The organism is Vibrio sp. 779(2023) (genome assembly GCF_033344285.1).
In the GTDB taxonomy this organism is placed as follows: domain Bacteria; phylum Pseudomonadota; class Gammaproteobacteria; order Enterobacterales; family Vibrionaceae; genus Vibrio; species Vibrio alginolyticus.
This window is the reverse complement of record NZ_JAWPOM010000012.1, coordinates 72,416-88,853: the sequence shown is the minus strand read 5'-3', so window position 1 is coordinate 88,853 and position 16,438 is coordinate 72,416. Positions and strand designations below refer to the sequence as shown.

19 protein-coding genes and 2 tRNA genes are annotated in these 16,438 nt (G+C 43.4%); 13 read left to right on the top strand and 8 right to left on the bottom strand.

Translation table 11 applies throughout. From position 1 onward, the window contains the following. Window positions 1–129 precede the first annotated feature (129 nt). The 10 genes from R8O70_RS15885 (at window position 130) to R8O70_RS15840 (ending at window position 5,975) form a co-directional block, all read left to right on the top strand. Window positions 130–534, top strand: coding sequence for a DUF1801 domain-containing protein (locus R8O70_RS15885; RefSeq protein ID WP_031780989.1), 405 nt, complete (start codon window positions 130–132; stop codon window positions 532–534). 153 nt (window positions 535–687) lie between these two features. Continuing rightward, window positions 688–1,068 (top strand): hypothetical protein, encoded by a 381-nt coding sequence (locus tag R8O70_RS15880; protein WP_031780990.1) that lies wholly within the window; start codon window positions 688–690, stop codon window positions 1,066–1,068. 150 nt (window positions 1,069–1,218) lie between these two features. Next, complete coding sequence (locus R8O70_RS15875) at window positions 1,219–1,719, top strand: GNAT family N-acetyltransferase (protein WP_053306918.1); 501 nt, start codon at window positions 1,219–1,221, stop codon at window positions 1,717–1,719. Window positions 1,720–1,817: 98 nt separating this feature from the next. Beyond that, the gene (locus tag R8O70_RS15870; RefSeq protein WP_005377824.1) at window positions 1,818–2,069 is read left to right on the top strand and encodes a TIGR03643 family protein; all 252 of its coding nucleotides are present in this window, start codon (window positions 1,818–1,820) and stop codon (window positions 2,067–2,069) included. Between the two features lie 405 nt (window positions 2,070–2,474). Next, entirely contained in the window at window positions 2,475–2,864 is a 390-nt protein-coding gene (locus tag R8O70_RS15865) for a lysozyme inhibitor LprI family protein (protein ID WP_017820912.1), read from the top strand. Between the two features lie 128 nt (window positions 2,865–2,992). After that, window positions 2,993–3,442 (top strand): nuclear transport factor 2 family protein, encoded by a 450-nt coding sequence (locus R8O70_RS15860; RefSeq protein ID WP_005377826.1) that lies wholly within the window; start codon window positions 2,993–2,995, stop codon window positions 3,440–3,442. Window positions 3,443–3,568: 126 nt separating this feature from the next. Further along, entirely contained in the window at window positions 3,569–4,207 is a 639-nt protein-coding gene (locus R8O70_RS15855; protein ID WP_258624241.1) for a hypothetical protein, read from the top strand. 205 nt (window positions 4,208–4,412) lie between these two features. Beyond that, window positions 4,413–4,811, top strand: a complete 399-nt coding sequence (locus R8O70_RS15850; RefSeq protein ID WP_005377827.1) for a VOC family protein — start codon at window positions 4,413–4,415, stop codon at window positions 4,809–4,811. 165 nt (window positions 4,812–4,976) lie between these two features. Next, complete coding sequence (locus R8O70_RS15845; RefSeq protein ID WP_005377828.1) at window positions 4,977–5,615, top strand: DJ-1/PfpI family protein; 639 nt, start codon at window positions 4,977–4,979, stop codon at window positions 5,613–5,615. 129 nt (window positions 5,616–5,744) lie between these two features. Continuing rightward, entirely contained in the window at window positions 5,745–5,975 is a 231-nt protein-coding gene (locus R8O70_RS15840) for a hypothetical protein (protein WP_005377829.1), read from the top strand. Between the two features lie 258 nt (window positions 5,976–6,233). Here the strand turns inward: R8O70_RS15840 and R8O70_RS15835 are convergent. The 8 genes from R8O70_RS15835 to hppD all read right to left on the bottom strand — a co-directional run bounded on the left by R8O70_RS15835 (window position 6,234) and on the right by hppD (window position 11,846). Beyond that, window positions 6,234–6,310: transfer RNA gene (locus R8O70_RS15835), tRNA-Val, on the bottom strand. Between the two features lie 33 nt (window positions 6,311–6,343). Next, window positions 6,344–6,420: transfer RNA gene (locus R8O70_RS15830), tRNA-Val, on the bottom strand. Between the two features lie 179 nt (window positions 6,421–6,599). Continuing rightward, window positions 6,600–6,938: a hypothetical protein gene (locus R8O70_RS15825; RefSeq protein ID WP_005377830.1), complete on the bottom strand. Its 339-nt coding sequence runs from the start codon at window positions 6,936–6,938 to the stop codon at window positions 6,600–6,602. Window positions 6,939–7,057: 119 nt separating this feature from the next. After that, window positions 7,058–7,717, bottom strand: coding sequence for a DUF2726 domain-containing protein (locus tag R8O70_RS15820; RefSeq protein WP_005377831.1), 660 nt, complete (start codon window positions 7,715–7,717; stop codon window positions 7,058–7,060). Between the two features lie 195 nt (window positions 7,718–7,912). Further along, the gene (maiA, locus tag R8O70_RS15815) at window positions 7,913–8,581 is read right to left on the bottom strand and encodes a maleylacetoacetate isomerase (RefSeq protein ID WP_005377832.1); all 669 of its coding nucleotides are present in this window, start codon (window positions 8,579–8,581) and stop codon (window positions 7,913–7,915) included. A gap of 21 nt (window positions 8,582–8,602) precedes the next feature. After that, window positions 8,603–9,640, bottom strand: a complete 1,038-nt coding sequence (locus R8O70_RS15810; protein WP_025766743.1) for a fumarylacetoacetate hydrolase family protein — start codon at window positions 9,638–9,640, stop codon at window positions 8,603–8,605. A gap of 9 nt (window positions 9,641–9,649) precedes the next feature. Continuing rightward, window positions 9,650–10,780 carry a homogentisate 1,2-dioxygenase gene (locus tag R8O70_RS15805; RefSeq protein WP_005377834.1) on the bottom strand — a complete coding sequence of 377 codons (1,131 nt, stop codon included), beginning with the start codon at window positions 10,778–10,780 and terminating at the stop codon, window positions 9,650–9,652. Beyond that, on the bottom strand, window positions 10,773–11,846 hold the full coding sequence (hppD, locus tag R8O70_RS15800; protein ID WP_005377835.1) for a 4-hydroxyphenylpyruvate dioxygenase: 1,074 nt from the start codon (window positions 11,844–11,846) through the stop codon (window positions 10,773–10,775). Before hppD ends, R8O70_RS15805 begins: the two co-directional genes overlap by 8 nt. 538 nt (window positions 11,847–12,384) lie before the next feature. On the opposite strand from hppD, the gene R8O70_RS15795 reads away from it, so the two are divergent. From R8O70_RS15795 to oppB, 3 genes are all read left to right on the top strand, one after another. Next, window positions 12,385–13,491, top strand: a complete 1,107-nt coding sequence (locus tag R8O70_RS15795) for a M20/M25/M40 family metallo-hydrolase (RefSeq protein ID WP_086046697.1) — start codon at window positions 12,385–12,387, stop codon at window positions 13,489–13,491. Window positions 13,492–13,754: 263 nt separating this feature from the next. Further along, a complete protein-coding gene (locus R8O70_RS15790) occupies window positions 13,755–15,365 on the top strand; it encodes a peptide ABC transporter substrate-binding protein (protein WP_161441560.1) in 1,611 nt (536 codons plus the stop codon). Window positions 15,366–15,510: 145 nt separating this feature from the next. Next, window positions 15,511–16,431 carry an oligopeptide ABC transporter permease OppB gene (oppB, locus tag R8O70_RS15785; RefSeq protein WP_005377838.1) on the top strand — a complete coding sequence of 307 codons (921 nt, stop codon included), beginning with the start codon at window positions 15,511–15,513 and terminating at the stop codon, window positions 16,429–16,431. Window positions 16,432–16,438: the final 7 nt, after the last annotated feature.

Below are 16,438 nucleotides of genomic sequence, written 5' to 3'. Positions count from 1 at the left end.
GAAACCCTTACGCTTAGTATTTTGGCTATGTGCTAGATTTATTGATTAATAACATTATGACGTAATTGCTACATAGCCAAAGTACGCTTGGGCTTCACCCCAAAACAGCGCTATTTATAGGAGATACCAATGAACCATGCAGTGAAGGCAAGATTTGATGAGTATCCAAAACATGTGCGTATTCGGATAGAAGAGCTACGAAATATCGTCTTAACTATCGCTTCTGAATTAAAACTGGGGGAAGTTGAAGAATCTCTAAAATGGGGAGAGCCAAGCTACAGTGTGAAAACAGGTAGCCCGGTAAGGATGGATTGGAAACAGAAAACGCCTAGTCGTTATTATCTGTTCTTTAATTGCCAAACTAAGCTCGTCGACACATTCCGCGAACTGTATAGTGACTCACTTGAGTTTCAGGGTAATCGAGCAATAATTCTATCTTTATCAGCTCCTTTGCCAGAAGCTTCAATCAAGAGCTGTTTAGAATTAGCATTAACCTATCAAAAGCGAAAGAACTTACCTCTTTTAGGTATGTAAGATCGCTTAATAAAACTATTTACGGCCGATTAACCATATTCAACTACTCTACCTTTGTATCCTTTTTAATGCTTACGCAGTAAAGTTTTAGATTAAGTGGTCACCTTAATAGCGCCGTAACCAAACTAGTAATATCGAAATAAAGAAGAGTTTATGAAATCAAAAATCTTGTTCTTACTTATGCTTGGAGCTCATTTCAATGCTTTTTCAGCGACGAACTATCAAGTAAATGTGGTAGTAACAGAGCCTCAATCAACATTCATTTTTCCGACTTTTGAAATATCCTCTAAAGGAAAAAGCAAAACCAGTTTTGTCGACGGCTGCACGTACTTAGGAACCCTTTCAGAACCGAGCAAAAATAGCATACAGCTTGAAGCTACCATGTCATGCAACCGAGATGGCGCTACGTCAAGGATGGAAATGCCGGTATTTGTACTCAACTCCGAGGGTCAAAGCGCGAGTTATGATCTTGTAGAAAACGGGGTCGTGATGTGGAAATATTCTGTAGAAGTTAAGCCGTCACTTAAAAAGTGATATATCAGAAATACTAAAGTAACAATCAGCACTATTAACCGCCGTTTAAGTGTAATAGGTATATTCTTTACGACTTAATGACGTTACTTGTTGCCGCAAGTCTCCAACTCATGTACAAAACAGCCCTAATTTTAATAGGAGATAAGTGGCATGAATTTAATTGTACGTCAGGTAACTTTAGGTGATGCTGAAGGCATTACAAACGTCCTCAACCCCATCATTATTGAAGGTCTATACACTGTATTAGATACGCCTTTCACACCTGAAGAAGAAAAAGAGTTCATTACTCATTTCCCAGAACGGGGCGTGTTTACAGTCGCTTTATCCGAAAATAGCTCACAAGTCATAGGTTTCCAAAATATCGAGCCATTTGCACAATATACAAAAGCTTTTGACCATGTTGGCATAATTGGTACGTTTGTTAGTGACGGTGCTCGTGGCCAAGGTGTGTCTAAACAGCTTTTCAAATCGACATTCGAAGTAGCCAAACAAAAGGGTTACGAAAAACTATTTGCGTACGTTCGCGGCGATAATGAGCGAGCGTTATCAGCCTATCTCAAACAAGGCTTCGAAATCGTAGGGACCGCGAAGAAGCATGCAAAAGTTCGTGGGAAATACGTAGACGAAGTCCTCATTGAGAAGTTTTTGTAGGTGTTAAGTCGCTAAACACTAAGCACGCATATAAGAACATTTGAACCAAGACTCAATTTCCGTCGTAGAAATCTCTTTTCTAAAATAGGTTATTTGAAATGAAACTGACCTCGGAAACTGAGTCAAGAATAATAGAAATGGCATGGGAAGACCGCACCCCATTTGAGGCTATCGAATTTCAATTTGGTTTGAATGAATCCGACGTGATTCAGTTTATGCGTAGCCGGCTCAAATCAAGTAGCTTTAAATTGTGGCGTAAAAGGGTTTCGGGGCGCAATACAAAACACAACAAGCTACGAAACTCAGACATCATTAGAGGTTATTGCCCAACTCAATATAAGCCGCGATAGCGAACTGCACTTGGCATAAATTTTTATTACGAATCGCAACATTTATCGCCCTACCTTTGAATCAACTCCATGATTGGAGGGGAATAGTCACCACTTAATTCAACCTAGGTGTTTCAGGGCGATAATAAATTCAATGGGAGTCATCTTAACATCCTCAGACGCCATCAAACTAATGATTCCACAGAAAAGATTGACACAAAACGCCCAGTAAAAATAACTCAGATTACGGCGTCATTTAACCCGTGTATCAATCTTCTTTGACCTTCTGTTTAGGCACTAGAATCACTAACCTTCTATTTTATCTTTGAAGGCACAGACAAAAAGCTGCATGATTAAAAAGGAAAAATAGCTGATAACGGTTTAACAAGCACTCGGAGCTTGGAGGCAATTTTGAACAAATTACTTATGATATTTGCGTTGGTTTCTTTACCTTGCTTGGCCTCTGATGATGTTGAAGACCCCTGCAAAGTAAAAGGCGGTGGCGTTATGGCTGGTTATCAGTGTGTAGAAAAGAAAATGGAATCTGCAGATAAAGAGCTTAACGAAAGTTACAAGGAAGCAATCGCTAGAATAGGTGAGGAAGAAAAAGCACTAAGGGAAACATGGTCTCAGACCGAACTGGTAGAGCCATTTCGAAAGGCCCAAAGAGCTTGGCTAAAATACAGAGACGCCGAATGTGAGTTTACGGGCCTGTCTTCTACGCCCTCACCCTGGCAAGGTGTCCAGATTGAAGAATGTAAGTTAAGAATGACGTTAGAACGCGTCGAGTACTTCAATGGTGTATACGTAGGCTAAACGGATTACATCTAACAAAGCACTTCAATAAGATTCGCAACTCTTGGCAATTTCAGTTTAAATGTACTCTGTGTTTAAGATGCAAGCGTTCAGGTTATGCGTAAAGCTTATATGGGTGTGAAATAAGTATGGAAAAAGACGATTTAGTTGGGCTAGTAGTTAAGTATTTCGAGAAAATAGATGCCGGTGATCCTAGCTATCTGGATCTATTCTCAGAGGATGTTGATTTTTTCTTTCCTAAATTTGGGCAAGCGAAAGGAAAGAGTGCCTTAGTGGAGTTTGGCAATAGGATTGGTAGCTCGTTGATTAGTATCTGGCACGACATAGACGGCTTTCAAATAACGACTGCTGGAAACAAGGTGATTGTTGAAGGACAGGAAGGCGGCGTAATGAGTGATGGTACCTCTTGGCCGGACAACAAAGTTTCCACAGGGCGTTTTTGTAGTGTATTTGAGTTTGAAGGAAAAATGATAAGTCGTATGTTTGTGTACGTAGATCCTGACTTCCCGAGTCGAGATTTTGAGAGAATTTCCGTGCTGTCAGGCGAGAGCAACGTGCGACAAACTGTTCAAGCCTGAAGACTACCGCTACCGCATAGCATCTTTGTTATGCGGTAGTATTCGTAGTTAAGGTGTGTTGAGGGCTTTGATATCACTTTGCTCACACCTTATCAGTGCGTTAGCTATATTCCCTTACTGATAGAAATGCTACTTTCTTCAATCGTCCTGTATTATGATAATGAAAAAGATTGCACTAATTTTAAAATTAAAATGAACCAAAAATTTTTTCTAAAACTACTCCCTGTCCCTTTTCTTCTAACCGGTTGCCAGTCTACGCAAAGCCAGCTTCAGCCTATACCTGAAAACGTATTATCAAACCTATCGACTCAATGGGCAGTGGTAGAGGCCTGTTTTCACTCCGATGCTTATAGCTTAGAGCAATCCGTAAACTATCGAGAGGCCATTAACTATTCTTTTTCTACTTGGCTAGTCGATCAGTCCGATATCGATCAGTCTGTAAATGAAGCTCGTGTAGCGTTATCAGAATATCAGTCTCAGAATGATGGTTTAGGAACAACATGTAAGGATTGGCACCTACCCCTAGAATCTGGATTGCGAGAAGTTAACAATCATAAGAATCAAGTGGCGATAGACCAGCAGCGAGCACATGAAATACATAAAGCAAACGCTTCTAAACCTGTAACGTATTCAACACCAGCATCTACTTCGACTAGTAATGTTGTTCACTGTTACAAATTGGAAGACGTTAGCTTGGATAAGAACATTCAAACCTTTAATGGAATGATATGCCCTATAGGCTGGCTTAAATATTATGGCTATTAATGTATTTGATTAATACAGTACTTAAGAATGAACTCTAAGTTTAATTTTTAGTTCAAGATTGGGTTTCTTGTTTACAATGTTATGTTTCCAGTTGGATTACCGTATTCGAATAGATTGACGAAGTTAATCAATATATGTGTATTGATGCTTACTTTTTATCGAGTTATCTTTGTTTGATAGCCATTAAAACGAGTAAGGAAACAAAGTGACTGTGTTAACAAAAGGCATACACCACGTAGGTTTAACCGTATCTAACCTAGAAGCAAGCGCGAAGTTTTTCACTGAACAATTAGGTTGGAGTGAAGTAAAAAGAAATCCAGGCTACCCGGCAATATTTGTGAGTGATGGGCATATCATGCTTACACTATGGGCGGCTAAGGCTGATGCCGCCACTCCATTTGACAGAAAAACGAATATTGGTTTGCATCACTTAGCTTTACTCGTAGAGACTGAGAAGCAACTCTATGAGTTGCGTGATCAATTTATGGCGTCGGGAATCGAAATTGAGTTTGGTCCCGAGCTTGTTAAAACAGGACCCGCAAAACATTTAATGTGTTACGACCCAAGTGGTATTAGGGTTGAGTTTTTCTGGGCGGGCTCATAAAACAAACATAACAAAGTTTTATAATAGGGATTTGGTACACATGGCATTGTTAGTTTGCACCGCCTTTGGTGTTTAAGGTGCTCAGCAGAAGCTTGCGTATTGAATGCCCCTCCCCTCCTACTACACATTTTGCGACTTACGAGTAAGTCCAAAAGGATAAATGTTATGTATAAAATCGGCGTTGTTTTATTTGATGATTTCACGGATGTCGATTTCTTTCTTATGTATGACTTGCTAGGGCGCACAACCGACAGTTGGACAGTAAGTATACTTGGAACTAAATCTGAACATCATTCCCACCTCGGTATGAAAGTTAAAACAGACGGACACCTTTCTGAGGTGACGAATCAAGATGTCGTTCTTATTACAAGCGGCAAACGGGGTATTCCAGCCGCTTTAAAAGATGCTGAATTTATGTCAGCGTTGAATCTTGATCCAAATAGGCAGCTAATAGGTTCGATTTGTGCGGGATCATTCATCCTCCATGAACTCGGTTTACTAGAAGGCAAGCGATTAACAACAAACCCAGATGCAAAGGCTGTTCTACAAAGTATGGGAGGAGATGTTCAGGATCTGCCTCTCGTGATAGACGGTAATGTAGCGACGGCCGGTGGCTGCCTTTCACTGATGTATCTAATTGGTTGGTTAACAGAGCGGCTATTTGACTCAAACAAACGAAAAGCTATACAAAATCAATTGATACCTGCTGGGCAATTAGAGCTGTTTGAAGAGCTTATTGCCACAACTATTCAATCAGCAGAGTTAGCAAGCTCGGATAACAAGGCGTTAAATAATCATTCATAACATGTGGTGTTTTACATTACGTTAGTTTTAGTGTTTAGGGTAAGTCACACACCAGTCTTGTGTGACTTACCCTTGAACATAACGCCACTTGGGGAAATTAACTTACAGGGAGTAAATCAATTGGTAAAAATGTACGGTTCTGAAGAGACAAGAGCGTTTTGCTGTAATTGTAAAGAAGTAACGCTACATCGGTACGAAAGCTTCTCTAAAGCACAGGAAAAGACCGAGAAAAAAGCTAAAGGTTTCTTCTCTGGTCTATTTGCAGCAATAATTGGCTCATTAATGGAAGGCGAAGCGACTGGTGACTACAAATGTACAATATGCGGCACTAATCTTCACACGCCAGATAATTTAGATTAGTAGTCAGTGTCTCTAGTGCCACAGCAAGTGGCACGCAACACAATTTATAGACGGCTCTAGTGGGTTTGAAGCGTATGCACCTTATGCATTGGCATTTAGGGTTTTGAGGTTGTGTTGCGGATCAGGTAGTGCGCTTTTATCTTTAACAAGGGGCTAACGCAGAGCAAAAACAAGGACAAGAAAAGAAGTAGTTTTATTTGAGTATTAATGAATTACAGACACAAAAAAGCCCACCAAAAGGTGGGCTTTTCTAAAATTTGGTGGGTCCGGGCGAACTCGAATCGCCGACCCCTACCATGTCAAGGTAGTACTCTAACCAACTGAGCTACGGACCCAAATTTTTATGTTCCTAACCATTCAATTCAGAATGGTGCGTCCGAGTGGACTCGAACCACCGACCCCCGCCATGTCAAGGCGATACTCTAACCAGCTGAGCTACGGACGCATTTCTCTGGAACGACGAGGATATTAGCTATAAGCGAACGACGGTGCAAGCACAAATTTACCAACTTTGAACCGTTTGGCGAAAATGTAAACTCAACACGCGTTTTCAGATGATTTTATCGACAAGGACTGAGCCTGCAGGGTTTAAAAGTGTGATCTATATAACTTTTATTATCTCACTTAATTGTCGTAAGGCACTTCACTGAGCATCCAAATCTGTAAGGTTTGCGATACCTTAGGGCAAGTGCCGAACAAAATCTGATATTTAGGTTTAAATGGTTCGCCGATATAGGTTGTACGGATCAACTCTCCTGTTTTGACGTCTACTTGAGTGCTCACCCTGCCTTTGAAGTTTTGAAATATGACAAACTGCTCACTGTGGTAAACCATTTGCTCTCGGTAAAACAAGAAATGATCTTGGGGTGTCTCTGTCAATTCACACTCCAGTGGTTTCAAATTAGGTATCGCACTAACATTCGATGCGATGAACAACGCCGATAAAATCCATCCGTATCGCATATGGCTGCCCTATTCTGCCCTCTTTTTCAAAGTATAGGCCCTGCCTTGATGACTGATACAAAAAAGGCTTTGATCATCTCTAATCAAAGCCCCTTGTTTCTGCTGGTTAATTGTCGTGTTTAGTCGTCCGCCTCAAACACAACGTTATAATTTTCGGTGTATGTACAATTCGGCTGACGGCTACAAGTAAAGAAACGTCTCCCTTTGAACTCACCTTGGCTTGCGGTTTTAATGATCATCGGACTGCCGCATTTTTTACAAAAACGCACTTCTTTATCGGGCTCAATCAAATCAATGTGTGCCGCAAGCAAACGACGTAATCGCCCAACTTGATAACTGTGCTTTATCGAAGCGCCAATTAAAGGCAGGTTGGCCGTCTTACAAACATGAATCAATAACTTTTGTCTTTCTATCTTACCCTTGTTTAGCTCCTGCCCATTATCCAATTCAACGATAACGCGCGGCTCTAGTGTCCTTGGGTCACAAATAACGTAATCAAAATAGCTTCGAGATATACGGTTGTTCGCGACAAAAAACTGCTTCTTATTTTTGATTTCTTTTGGCGTAACCAAACTGGACATGTTTACTTTCGCGAATACTACGGCATGCTCCCCTACCGCCGCTCTTAACGCATTATAGAACGCACCCTCTTGACCTCTGAGCAGAGGGCCTTTCGAGCGATAAGGATAATCACGCGTGTCATCGTGCTTAATCACGTACTTTTGAATAACAAAGAAGAATAAAACCAGAAGAACAACAATGATAAAAATGTTGGTCATAAATAAAGTGCATCCAAAACAACTCGTTGCTCAAAGCGTAAATGGAAATGTTATGCAGAGCAACAAAACCTCGCAATTTTGAGGCGCCACGACGATAGCGAGAAACAGAAAATTTTGCTCACCAATAAAAACGAGCCAATCACACACTTGGATTGGCTCGTTTAAATTTTGTTAATACATTATGTATGCTAAGAATCAACTATTAGCGTCTGGCTGATTCTCTGGCATCGCATCAATAAAAGCTGGCAGTTGATTGCATGACTGCACAACAGCGTTAATGGTTGGATAAAGAGAGGTATCTACACCAAAGCGTTGTGCGTTATAAAATTGTGGTACCAGACAAATATCGACAATAGATGGCGAGCTTGTCAGGCTAAACTTGCAATCACCATTTAGTTTACGATGCTTCTGAAGTTTCTCTTCTAATGCTGTAAAACCTTTGTGGATCCAGTGATGAATCCAAGCGACTTTGCGCTCTGGCTCGCAAGCTAACTCCCCCTCTAAATACTGTAGAACTCTTAAGTTATTCAGGGGATGAATCTCCATTGCAATATCCTGAGCCAAAGCTAGCGCTTGGTATCGAAGCGGCGTTTGCTCGGGGATCACAGTGACATCCGGGTAGTGTTCTTCTAAGTATTGAATGATCGCCAGTGACTGGGTTAACTGAACCTCCCCATCCACCAGCAAAGGAACCAGTTCAGAAGCGTTTAACTCATGGTACTCGTCACTATGTTGTTCGCCACCATTGCGCACCAAGTGTACCGATTTTGAATCATACGATAACTCTTTAAGATTCAAGCAAATACGCACACGATATGCCGCCGATGATCGCCAGTATCCGTATAAAATCATGCTATCGCTCATATCGTCTCCCAACCAGCACTGTTAGTGCTTGAGATATTGGCTAACTTGTTGGTCAATCGAACCGAATATGTTGTTGCCATCCGCATCGAACATTTCCAATCTAATAGAATCTCCAAACGACATGAAGTTAGTCGACGGCTTACCATCACGAATGGTTTCAATCATGCGAACTTCCGCGATACATGAATAACCAACACCACCCTCCTCAATCGAAGTGCCATGTTCGGTGCCTTGCTTATTAGATACCGTGCCAGAACCTATAATTGCCCCAGCAGATAGCGGGCGCGTTTTAGTCGCATGAACAATTAAGTCTGCAAAATCAAACGTCATATCGATACCCGCATTTGGGCGACCAAACGGCTTGTGGTTGTAGGTCGAGACCAGTGGTAAATGCACTTTGTTTTCGTACCACGCATCGCCTAGTTCGTCAGGTGTTACTGCCACAGGAGAAAACGCAGAAGAAGGTTTAGATTGGAAAAAACCAAACCCTTTAGCTAACTCTGCCGGAATTAGACCACGCAGTGAGACATCATTCACCAGCATGATCAAACGAATCGACTCCTGAGCCTCTGCAACACTCGCGCCCATTGGTACGTCACCAGTTACCACAGCAACTTCACCTTCGAAATCAATACCCCATTCATCACTCGCAAACTCGATGTTGTCACAAGGTCCAATAAAGGCATCAGAGCCTCCTTGGTACATCAACGGGTCCGTCCAAAAACTCTCTGGCATTTCAGCGCCGCGAGCTTTTCGAACCAACTCAACGTGGTTTACGTAAGCACTGCCATCAGCCCACTGATAAGCGCGAGGAAGCGGCGACTCACAGTAGTGCGCTTCAAACTCTTCATACCCTGCAACCGTGCCATTGTTCAGTGCAACGTATAGCTCTTCCAGTTGTGGTGCTAGCGTATCCCAGTTATCAAGTGCCACCTGCATCGTCGGTGCTAAGTTCATAGGGTGGAAAATTTCTGTCGCAGGTACGCAGCGCGTTAAGTCTTTGCTCACGACCATCAACAAACCGTCACGAGTGCCATTTTTCTTGGTTGCTAATTTCATCCTTGCCTCTTACTTCTCTTGCCAGCTATAGACGTATTCTTTGTTTTCTACTTTTTCCAGCTCATCCGAAAACTGAAGTGCGTGACGCGTATCAATCATGACCGCGACTTCGTCGGTAAAAGTCTTCTTATGCTCTCGCCCTGCTTTGAAAGCTTTTGGGTGAGGGCCATGTGTAAATCCTGCTGGATGGAATGTCACCATACCCGCTTCAATGTTGTCACGACTAAAGAAGTCACCTGCATGGTAGAACAAGACTTCGTCATAATCGTCATTGTTGTGGTAGAACGGTACTTTGAGCGCTCCAGGATCACTTTCAATTGGACGAGGAACGAAGGTGCACACCACAAATCCTGCTCCTACAAATGTAGTATGTGCAGAAGGCGGTAAATGGTAACGATGTGACATAAGTGGACGAATATCACGCCAGTTCACTTTTACTACCGCCAAATCACCATGCCAGCCAATCGCATCCAGCGGGTTGAATGGGTAAGTGATAACACTGACTTTATCGTGGCGTTTCACCTGAACCTGTGTTTGATTCTCAGAATATTGAGCACGGAACTGATCGTTGATCGACGGCGTTTCTAAAACCGCTGGATCAAACACCGCGTGGTTTCCAACCATGCCTTTTTCGGGCAATGTATAAGCCGCATCGGTATTTTCGATCATCAGAATGAACATCGGCTCGCTTGGCTCTAAACGCCAGCTCGTTGAGCGAGGGATCATGACATAATCCCCTTCGCTCACTTTCAAATGACCATAATCACAGTAGAGATCTGCCGTACCTTGGTGGATGAATAGCAGTTCGTCGCCATCCGCGTTTCTCACCAAGAAGTCCATTTTTTCATCCATACGCCAAACACGAACTTTACAATTCGCGTTGTGTAATAGATGCGGGACTGCCCAAGGGGTAATATGGCTGGCTTTCTCGACTAGATTAAAATCAAATGCTCGTGGACGTAGCTCGCCTTCCCACTCAGACCACCCCGTTGGGGCATGTTGATGATGAAAATGTGTTGCGGGGCCGAAGAAGCCACTTCGACCTGCCTCACGTTCATAAATTGCCTCTTCCGGGAAGTCAGCATGCGCTTGTTTAGAGCACACTCCCTCCCGTTGAGGGAATGTGATCCATTTATGCATCGCTCAATACTCCTCGGCGAATTTGGTCTTCTTCTATCGATTCAAACAACGCTTTGAAGTTACCCTCGCCAAAGCCTTCATTGCCTTTACGTTGGATGATTTCGAAGAACACAGGGCCGATAACGGTTTGAGTAAAGATTTGTAGCAAGATGCCATCTTTCGTTGGCGCACCATCAATAAGAATCTGCAAATCACGAAGCTTGCTTACATCTTCACCGTGGCCTTCAACACGCTGATCGACTTTCTCGTAATAAGTATCTGGTGTTGGCATAAAGTCCATGCCTCGCTCACGCAAGGTTTTGACCGTTTCGTAGATGTCGTCTGTGGTCAATGCGATGTGTTGAATACCTTCGCCATTGTATTCACGGATAAACTCTTCAATCTGTGATTTATCATCTGACGACTCATTGATAGGAATTCGGATTTTGCCGCAAGGTGCGGTCATCGCACGGCTGACAAGACCTGTCAGCTTACCTTCGATATCGAAATAACGAATTTCGCGGAAGTTACCAATGCGCTCATAGAAACCTGACCAGACATCCATGTTGCCTTGCTTAACGTTGTGCGTTAAGTGGTCGATTTCGTAAAGACCAACATTCGCTTTTGATAAACGCTCATCAGCATCATCATAAAAACGAAAATCGACATCATAAATGCTCTGCTTTCCATAACGATCGACAAAATAAAGCAAGCTTTCACCGATGCCATAAATAGCAGGAATGCTTAGCTCCATCGGCCCAATTTCCGTTTTATATTCTTTACCGCCATTCTCTAACGCATGCGCCAGAGCAACGGTGGCGTCTTTCACACGAAATGCCATGCCACAAACCGACGGACCGTGAACTTTGGCGAATCCCTCAGCTTGGCTATGCGGCTGCGCATTCACAATAAAGCTAATGTCACCTTGTCGATATAACCACGCTTCTTTTGAGCGATGCTTTGCGATTTCCGCAAAACCTAACGATATAAACAGATCTTTAAGCTGTTGAATGCCTTTGTTGTCTGCAGCGGTATATTCAACAAACTCAAATCCGTCTGTTCCTAGTGGGTTGTATGCATCAACCATGACTTTCTCCTTGTCTCAGTAGCTTTTGTTTGGACTTATTTTTCTAACTTGGCGCAGGTCTTGAGAAATTGGAATACGTGGGGAGAAATCTTTATCTTGGCGATTTTTACGCCTAATTGTAAAATATATGTTACACACAGAGGACACATCGAATCCACTTTCGTAAACATCAAACAAACTGCTTATTTTCAATATATTAGATTGATATTTTCGGCTTTACGCCAACACAAAAAATGTAAACAAGTTGTTACCTTGGCATTTTATCTTGGCAACGTAGCTCAAAAAGTAAAAGGGTATGGAAAGCCTATTGCCCCCTATTTCTATCTGCTTCATTCATTTGGTCCTACAAAACATCAAAAGTAATGTTTCGTGACGCTTCATACAGTTCGAAAGACTCATCGGTCAGAATCGTGTCATGGATACCCCTTTATTGATTCACCTCAGTTTTATTCAAAAGTAACTGTGCCATAAGTGGTGCTCTGTTCCCTATCGAGCCGAGCCACAAGGCTTCACGCTCGATCAGAAAAAGAGACATCTAATGACACACATTAATCAAGAACGCCTAGTTAAACACTTTTGCCAACTAGTACGTATCGACAGCGAATCAAAAAACGAAAAACAAATTGCAGAAACACTGGCAGAACAGCTAGGCGAGCTAGGCTTTACCGTGCACAAGCTTCCAGTGCCTGAGCACATTTCTAACGGTTTTAACGTGTACGCCCGTTTAGACGGCAAAAAAGACGGCTCTATCCTAATGAGCTGTCATATGGATACGGTCACTCCAGGTATTGGCATTGAGCCACTCATCGAAGACGGCATTATCCGTTCAAAAGGCCATACGATTCTCGGTGGCGATGATAAATCTGGTATTGCTGCCATCATGGAAGCCGTTCGTTGTATTCAAGCGGAAAACCGTGAGCACAAAACGTTAGAACTTGCTTTCACCGTGTATGAAGAAGGCGGTTTATTCGGTTCACAATACTTCGATATGTCACACGTCACTTCAACGGAAGCAATCGTGTTAGATACGGGTGGCCCTATTGGCACCATTGTGACCGCAGCCCCAGGCCAGCAAAAGATCATGGCAAAAATCAAAGGTCGACCAGCACACGCAGGGCTTGCGCCAGAAGAAGGCATCAGTGCGATCATGGTGGCGGCTGATGCTATCAACCAAATGAAGCTGCTGCGCATCGACGAAGAAACGACAGCCAACATCGGTATGGTTAACGGCGGTCAGGCCACAAACATTGTTATGCCTGAATTAAAAATCGTGGCAGAAGCACGCTCCCTGAATGGCGATAAACTAGATGCTCAGGTCAATCATATGATCTCAACATTAGAGTCTGTCTGTAAAAAACACGGTGCAGAAGTCGAAATTGAATCTAGCCGAGCCTACGACGCTTTTGTTATTGAAGAAAACCACCCACACGTAAACGCTATAAAAGCAGCGTTTTCAGAGTTGGGAATTGACGCCTTCACAAAAGGCACTGGCGGCGGTAGCGATGCCAACAACTTTAACAAGAAAGGTCTCACAACGGTCAACCTTTCAACTGGCATGGCAAAAGTACACACGACAGAAGAGTTTATCGCGGTAAGTGATATGGTCAAAATCACTGAGTTCGTGAAACATTTCCTAGTCAGTTAACGTCGTGCCTTTTGAAGAGAGACTGACTATCTTCCCCTTCTAGCCTGTGTTTGAAGGGGATTTTAATTTGTATCGAAGCAAAATTACTTCCCGTCATGCCAACTTGATATCAGATCTTCAAAGAAATTCCCCTAGCTCACTTTTTGAGACCAGACAGCTCAACACCTGACACCCTGTTACAGTAATGTTAAAACTCGATTGTGTAGACAATTTATACAATATACATTTTTGGCATCTTTCAGGATGAAAAGAGTGAGACAAGGATGAAATTACCTAAGTTGCTTTTATTAGCGTCGATGATGAGTCCAATACTGGCAACATCAAGCTATGCCGCGCCGTATCCCGCAGGTGTGACCCTCGATGAGACACAAGAAATTACGCTAAACAATGGAGCTGAAGTTACTTCTATTGATCCAGCCAAGCAAGCCGCAGAGCCCGCTTTTAATCTCGGTCGAGACCTGTTTGAAGGTCTGGTCATTCAAGATAAGCAAGGTAAAACCATTCCTGGTGTTGCTGAGTCTTGGTCAGTCAATGACAACAATACGGTTTATACCTTCCACTTACGTGATGCAAAATGGTCAAATGGCGAAACGGTCACTGCACAAGATTTTGTCTACAGCTGGCAACGCTTACTGAATCCAAGCACTGCTTCACCCTACGCTTGGTTTGCGGCCATTCCAAATATCGAAAACTCGCAAGCGATTATGAAGGGCGAAGCCGAGCCTGAGTCTTTGGGCGTGAAGGCGCTGGATGAAAAAACATTCCAGGTAACACTCGAAGAGCCTATTCCCTTCTTTACGAAACTATTAAGTCATCCAGTGCTTGCCCCCGTTCACAAAGCGACCGTTAAAAAACATGGCAACCGTTGGACCCAGCCTGAGCATATCGTTACAAATGGTGCGTTTACTGTCTCTGAATGGAAAGTTAACGAAAAACTGGTGATGGTTAAAAATCCACATTATTGGGACGCAAGCAATGTAGTGCTGGAAAAAGTCACTTGGCTACCAATTGGTGATGCAAACGTAGTGCTAAACCGCTACCTAGCTGGTGAGATAGACCAAGCGGTTTCCATTCCTGCCGCTCAGAAGAAAAAGTTAATTCAACAACGCCCACAAGAGGTGGCAAGCACCAGTGCGTCTCTTGGCTCCACATTCTATTACCTCAACACTCAACAAGGGCCAACAAAAGACGTTCGGGTTCGTAAAGCCCTCTCATATGCCATTGACCGTCAACTGTTAACGAGTGCTATTTTGAGAAACGGTGGGGTTCCAATGTATACCCTTGTGCCACCTCAAACAGATGGTTTTAAATCTCACACTCCTGAGTTCGCAACTTGGAACCGCCATAAACGTATCGAAAAAGCGCAGCAATTACTGTCAGAAGCTGGATACGATAAAAGCAATCCGCTTAAGTTAACGTTTACCGTACCAACTTTCTCGATGGACGTAAAAATGGCAACCACCATGGCAGGCATGTGGAAAAGCCGATTGGGTGCGCAAGTCACGATAAAACAGCTAGAACCGAAAGTGTTCTACGCACTTAAAGAGCCGACCGACATTACTCGCGGCGGCTGGACGGCCGACTACAATGAAGCCTCTACATGGTTGGATATCTTCGTTTCTAGTGGTGAGTACAACGATTCTCGTTATAACAACCCGCAATACGACGAGTTAATGGCTCGCTCAAAGACCATGAGCAACCCATCAGAACTGTATTTACAAGCAGAAAGCATGCTGATTGAAGACATGGCCATTATTCCTATTTATCGTCCGGGTAACGATCAATACCTCATCAAGCCTTACGTGGGCGGCTACGAACTGACAAACCCTGAGTCGTCGTACTACCGCAAGAATGTCTATGTAACAGCCCACTAAAAGCATGTTTTCGGTCTGAGTCGGCAAGTTCAATGTTTACTTGCCGTTCCTCATATCTCTCGGTGGAGAAGGCAACCTGAGCTCAGACCATTTTTTTATTCATAACCCTTCGAAGTGATTTCGGATGACCAAAGGATGATGGATCATGATTTGGTACATTGTTAAGCGATTAGCTATCGCTATCCCCACGCTTCTATTCATCGCACTCGTATCATTTTGGCTGATGCACATTGCACCAGGGGGGCCATTTGATATGGAACGGCCTATGCCAGAGGTGGTACGTGCGAATATCGAAGCAAAATTCCATTTGGACCAGCCCTTCCTTACTCAGTTTTGGATTTACATTGGTAATTTCATACAAGGAGATCTCGGTCCGAGCTTCGTTTATCAAGACTTCAGTGTTACACAGCTCGTCGCACAATCATGGCCAGTTTCAGCAGTATTAGGCGTGCTCTCCTTTTGTATTTCCGTTCCACTTGGCATGTTGCTTGGCACCATTGCGGCATTGAACCGAAATAGCCGCCTAGATTACGGCCTGATGACACTTTCGATGACTGGAGTTGTGGTTCCGGCTTTCGTGCTTGCTCCAGTTTTAGTCATGATCTTCGCTATTCAGCTCGGCTGGTTCCCTGCTGGTGGTTGGGAAGGAGGAAAGCTGGCTTTTCTTGTTCTTCCCGTGCTCAGCCTAGCGATTGGCTCCATTGCGAGTATTGCACGCGTCATGCGTGGCGCAATGATTGAAACGCTCAACCAACCATACATTCGAACGGCAAAAGCCAAAGGTTTGTCCACAACCTACATTTTATTCCATCACGCTTTGCGACCATCCCTGATTCCCGTCGTTGCGATGCTCGGCCCTGCGTTTGTTTCTGTCGTGACAGGCTCGGTGATTATCGACATTTTCTTTGGTACAGGTGGCATGGGACAACACTTTGTGTCTGGGGCTCTCAACCGCGACTACGGCCTAGTAATGGGCATTACTCTGATTGTCGCTTCACTCACTATCTTCTTTAACCTTGTGGTCGACTTGCTATATACGATTATCGACCCTCGTATACGCGTTTAGGAGTCCG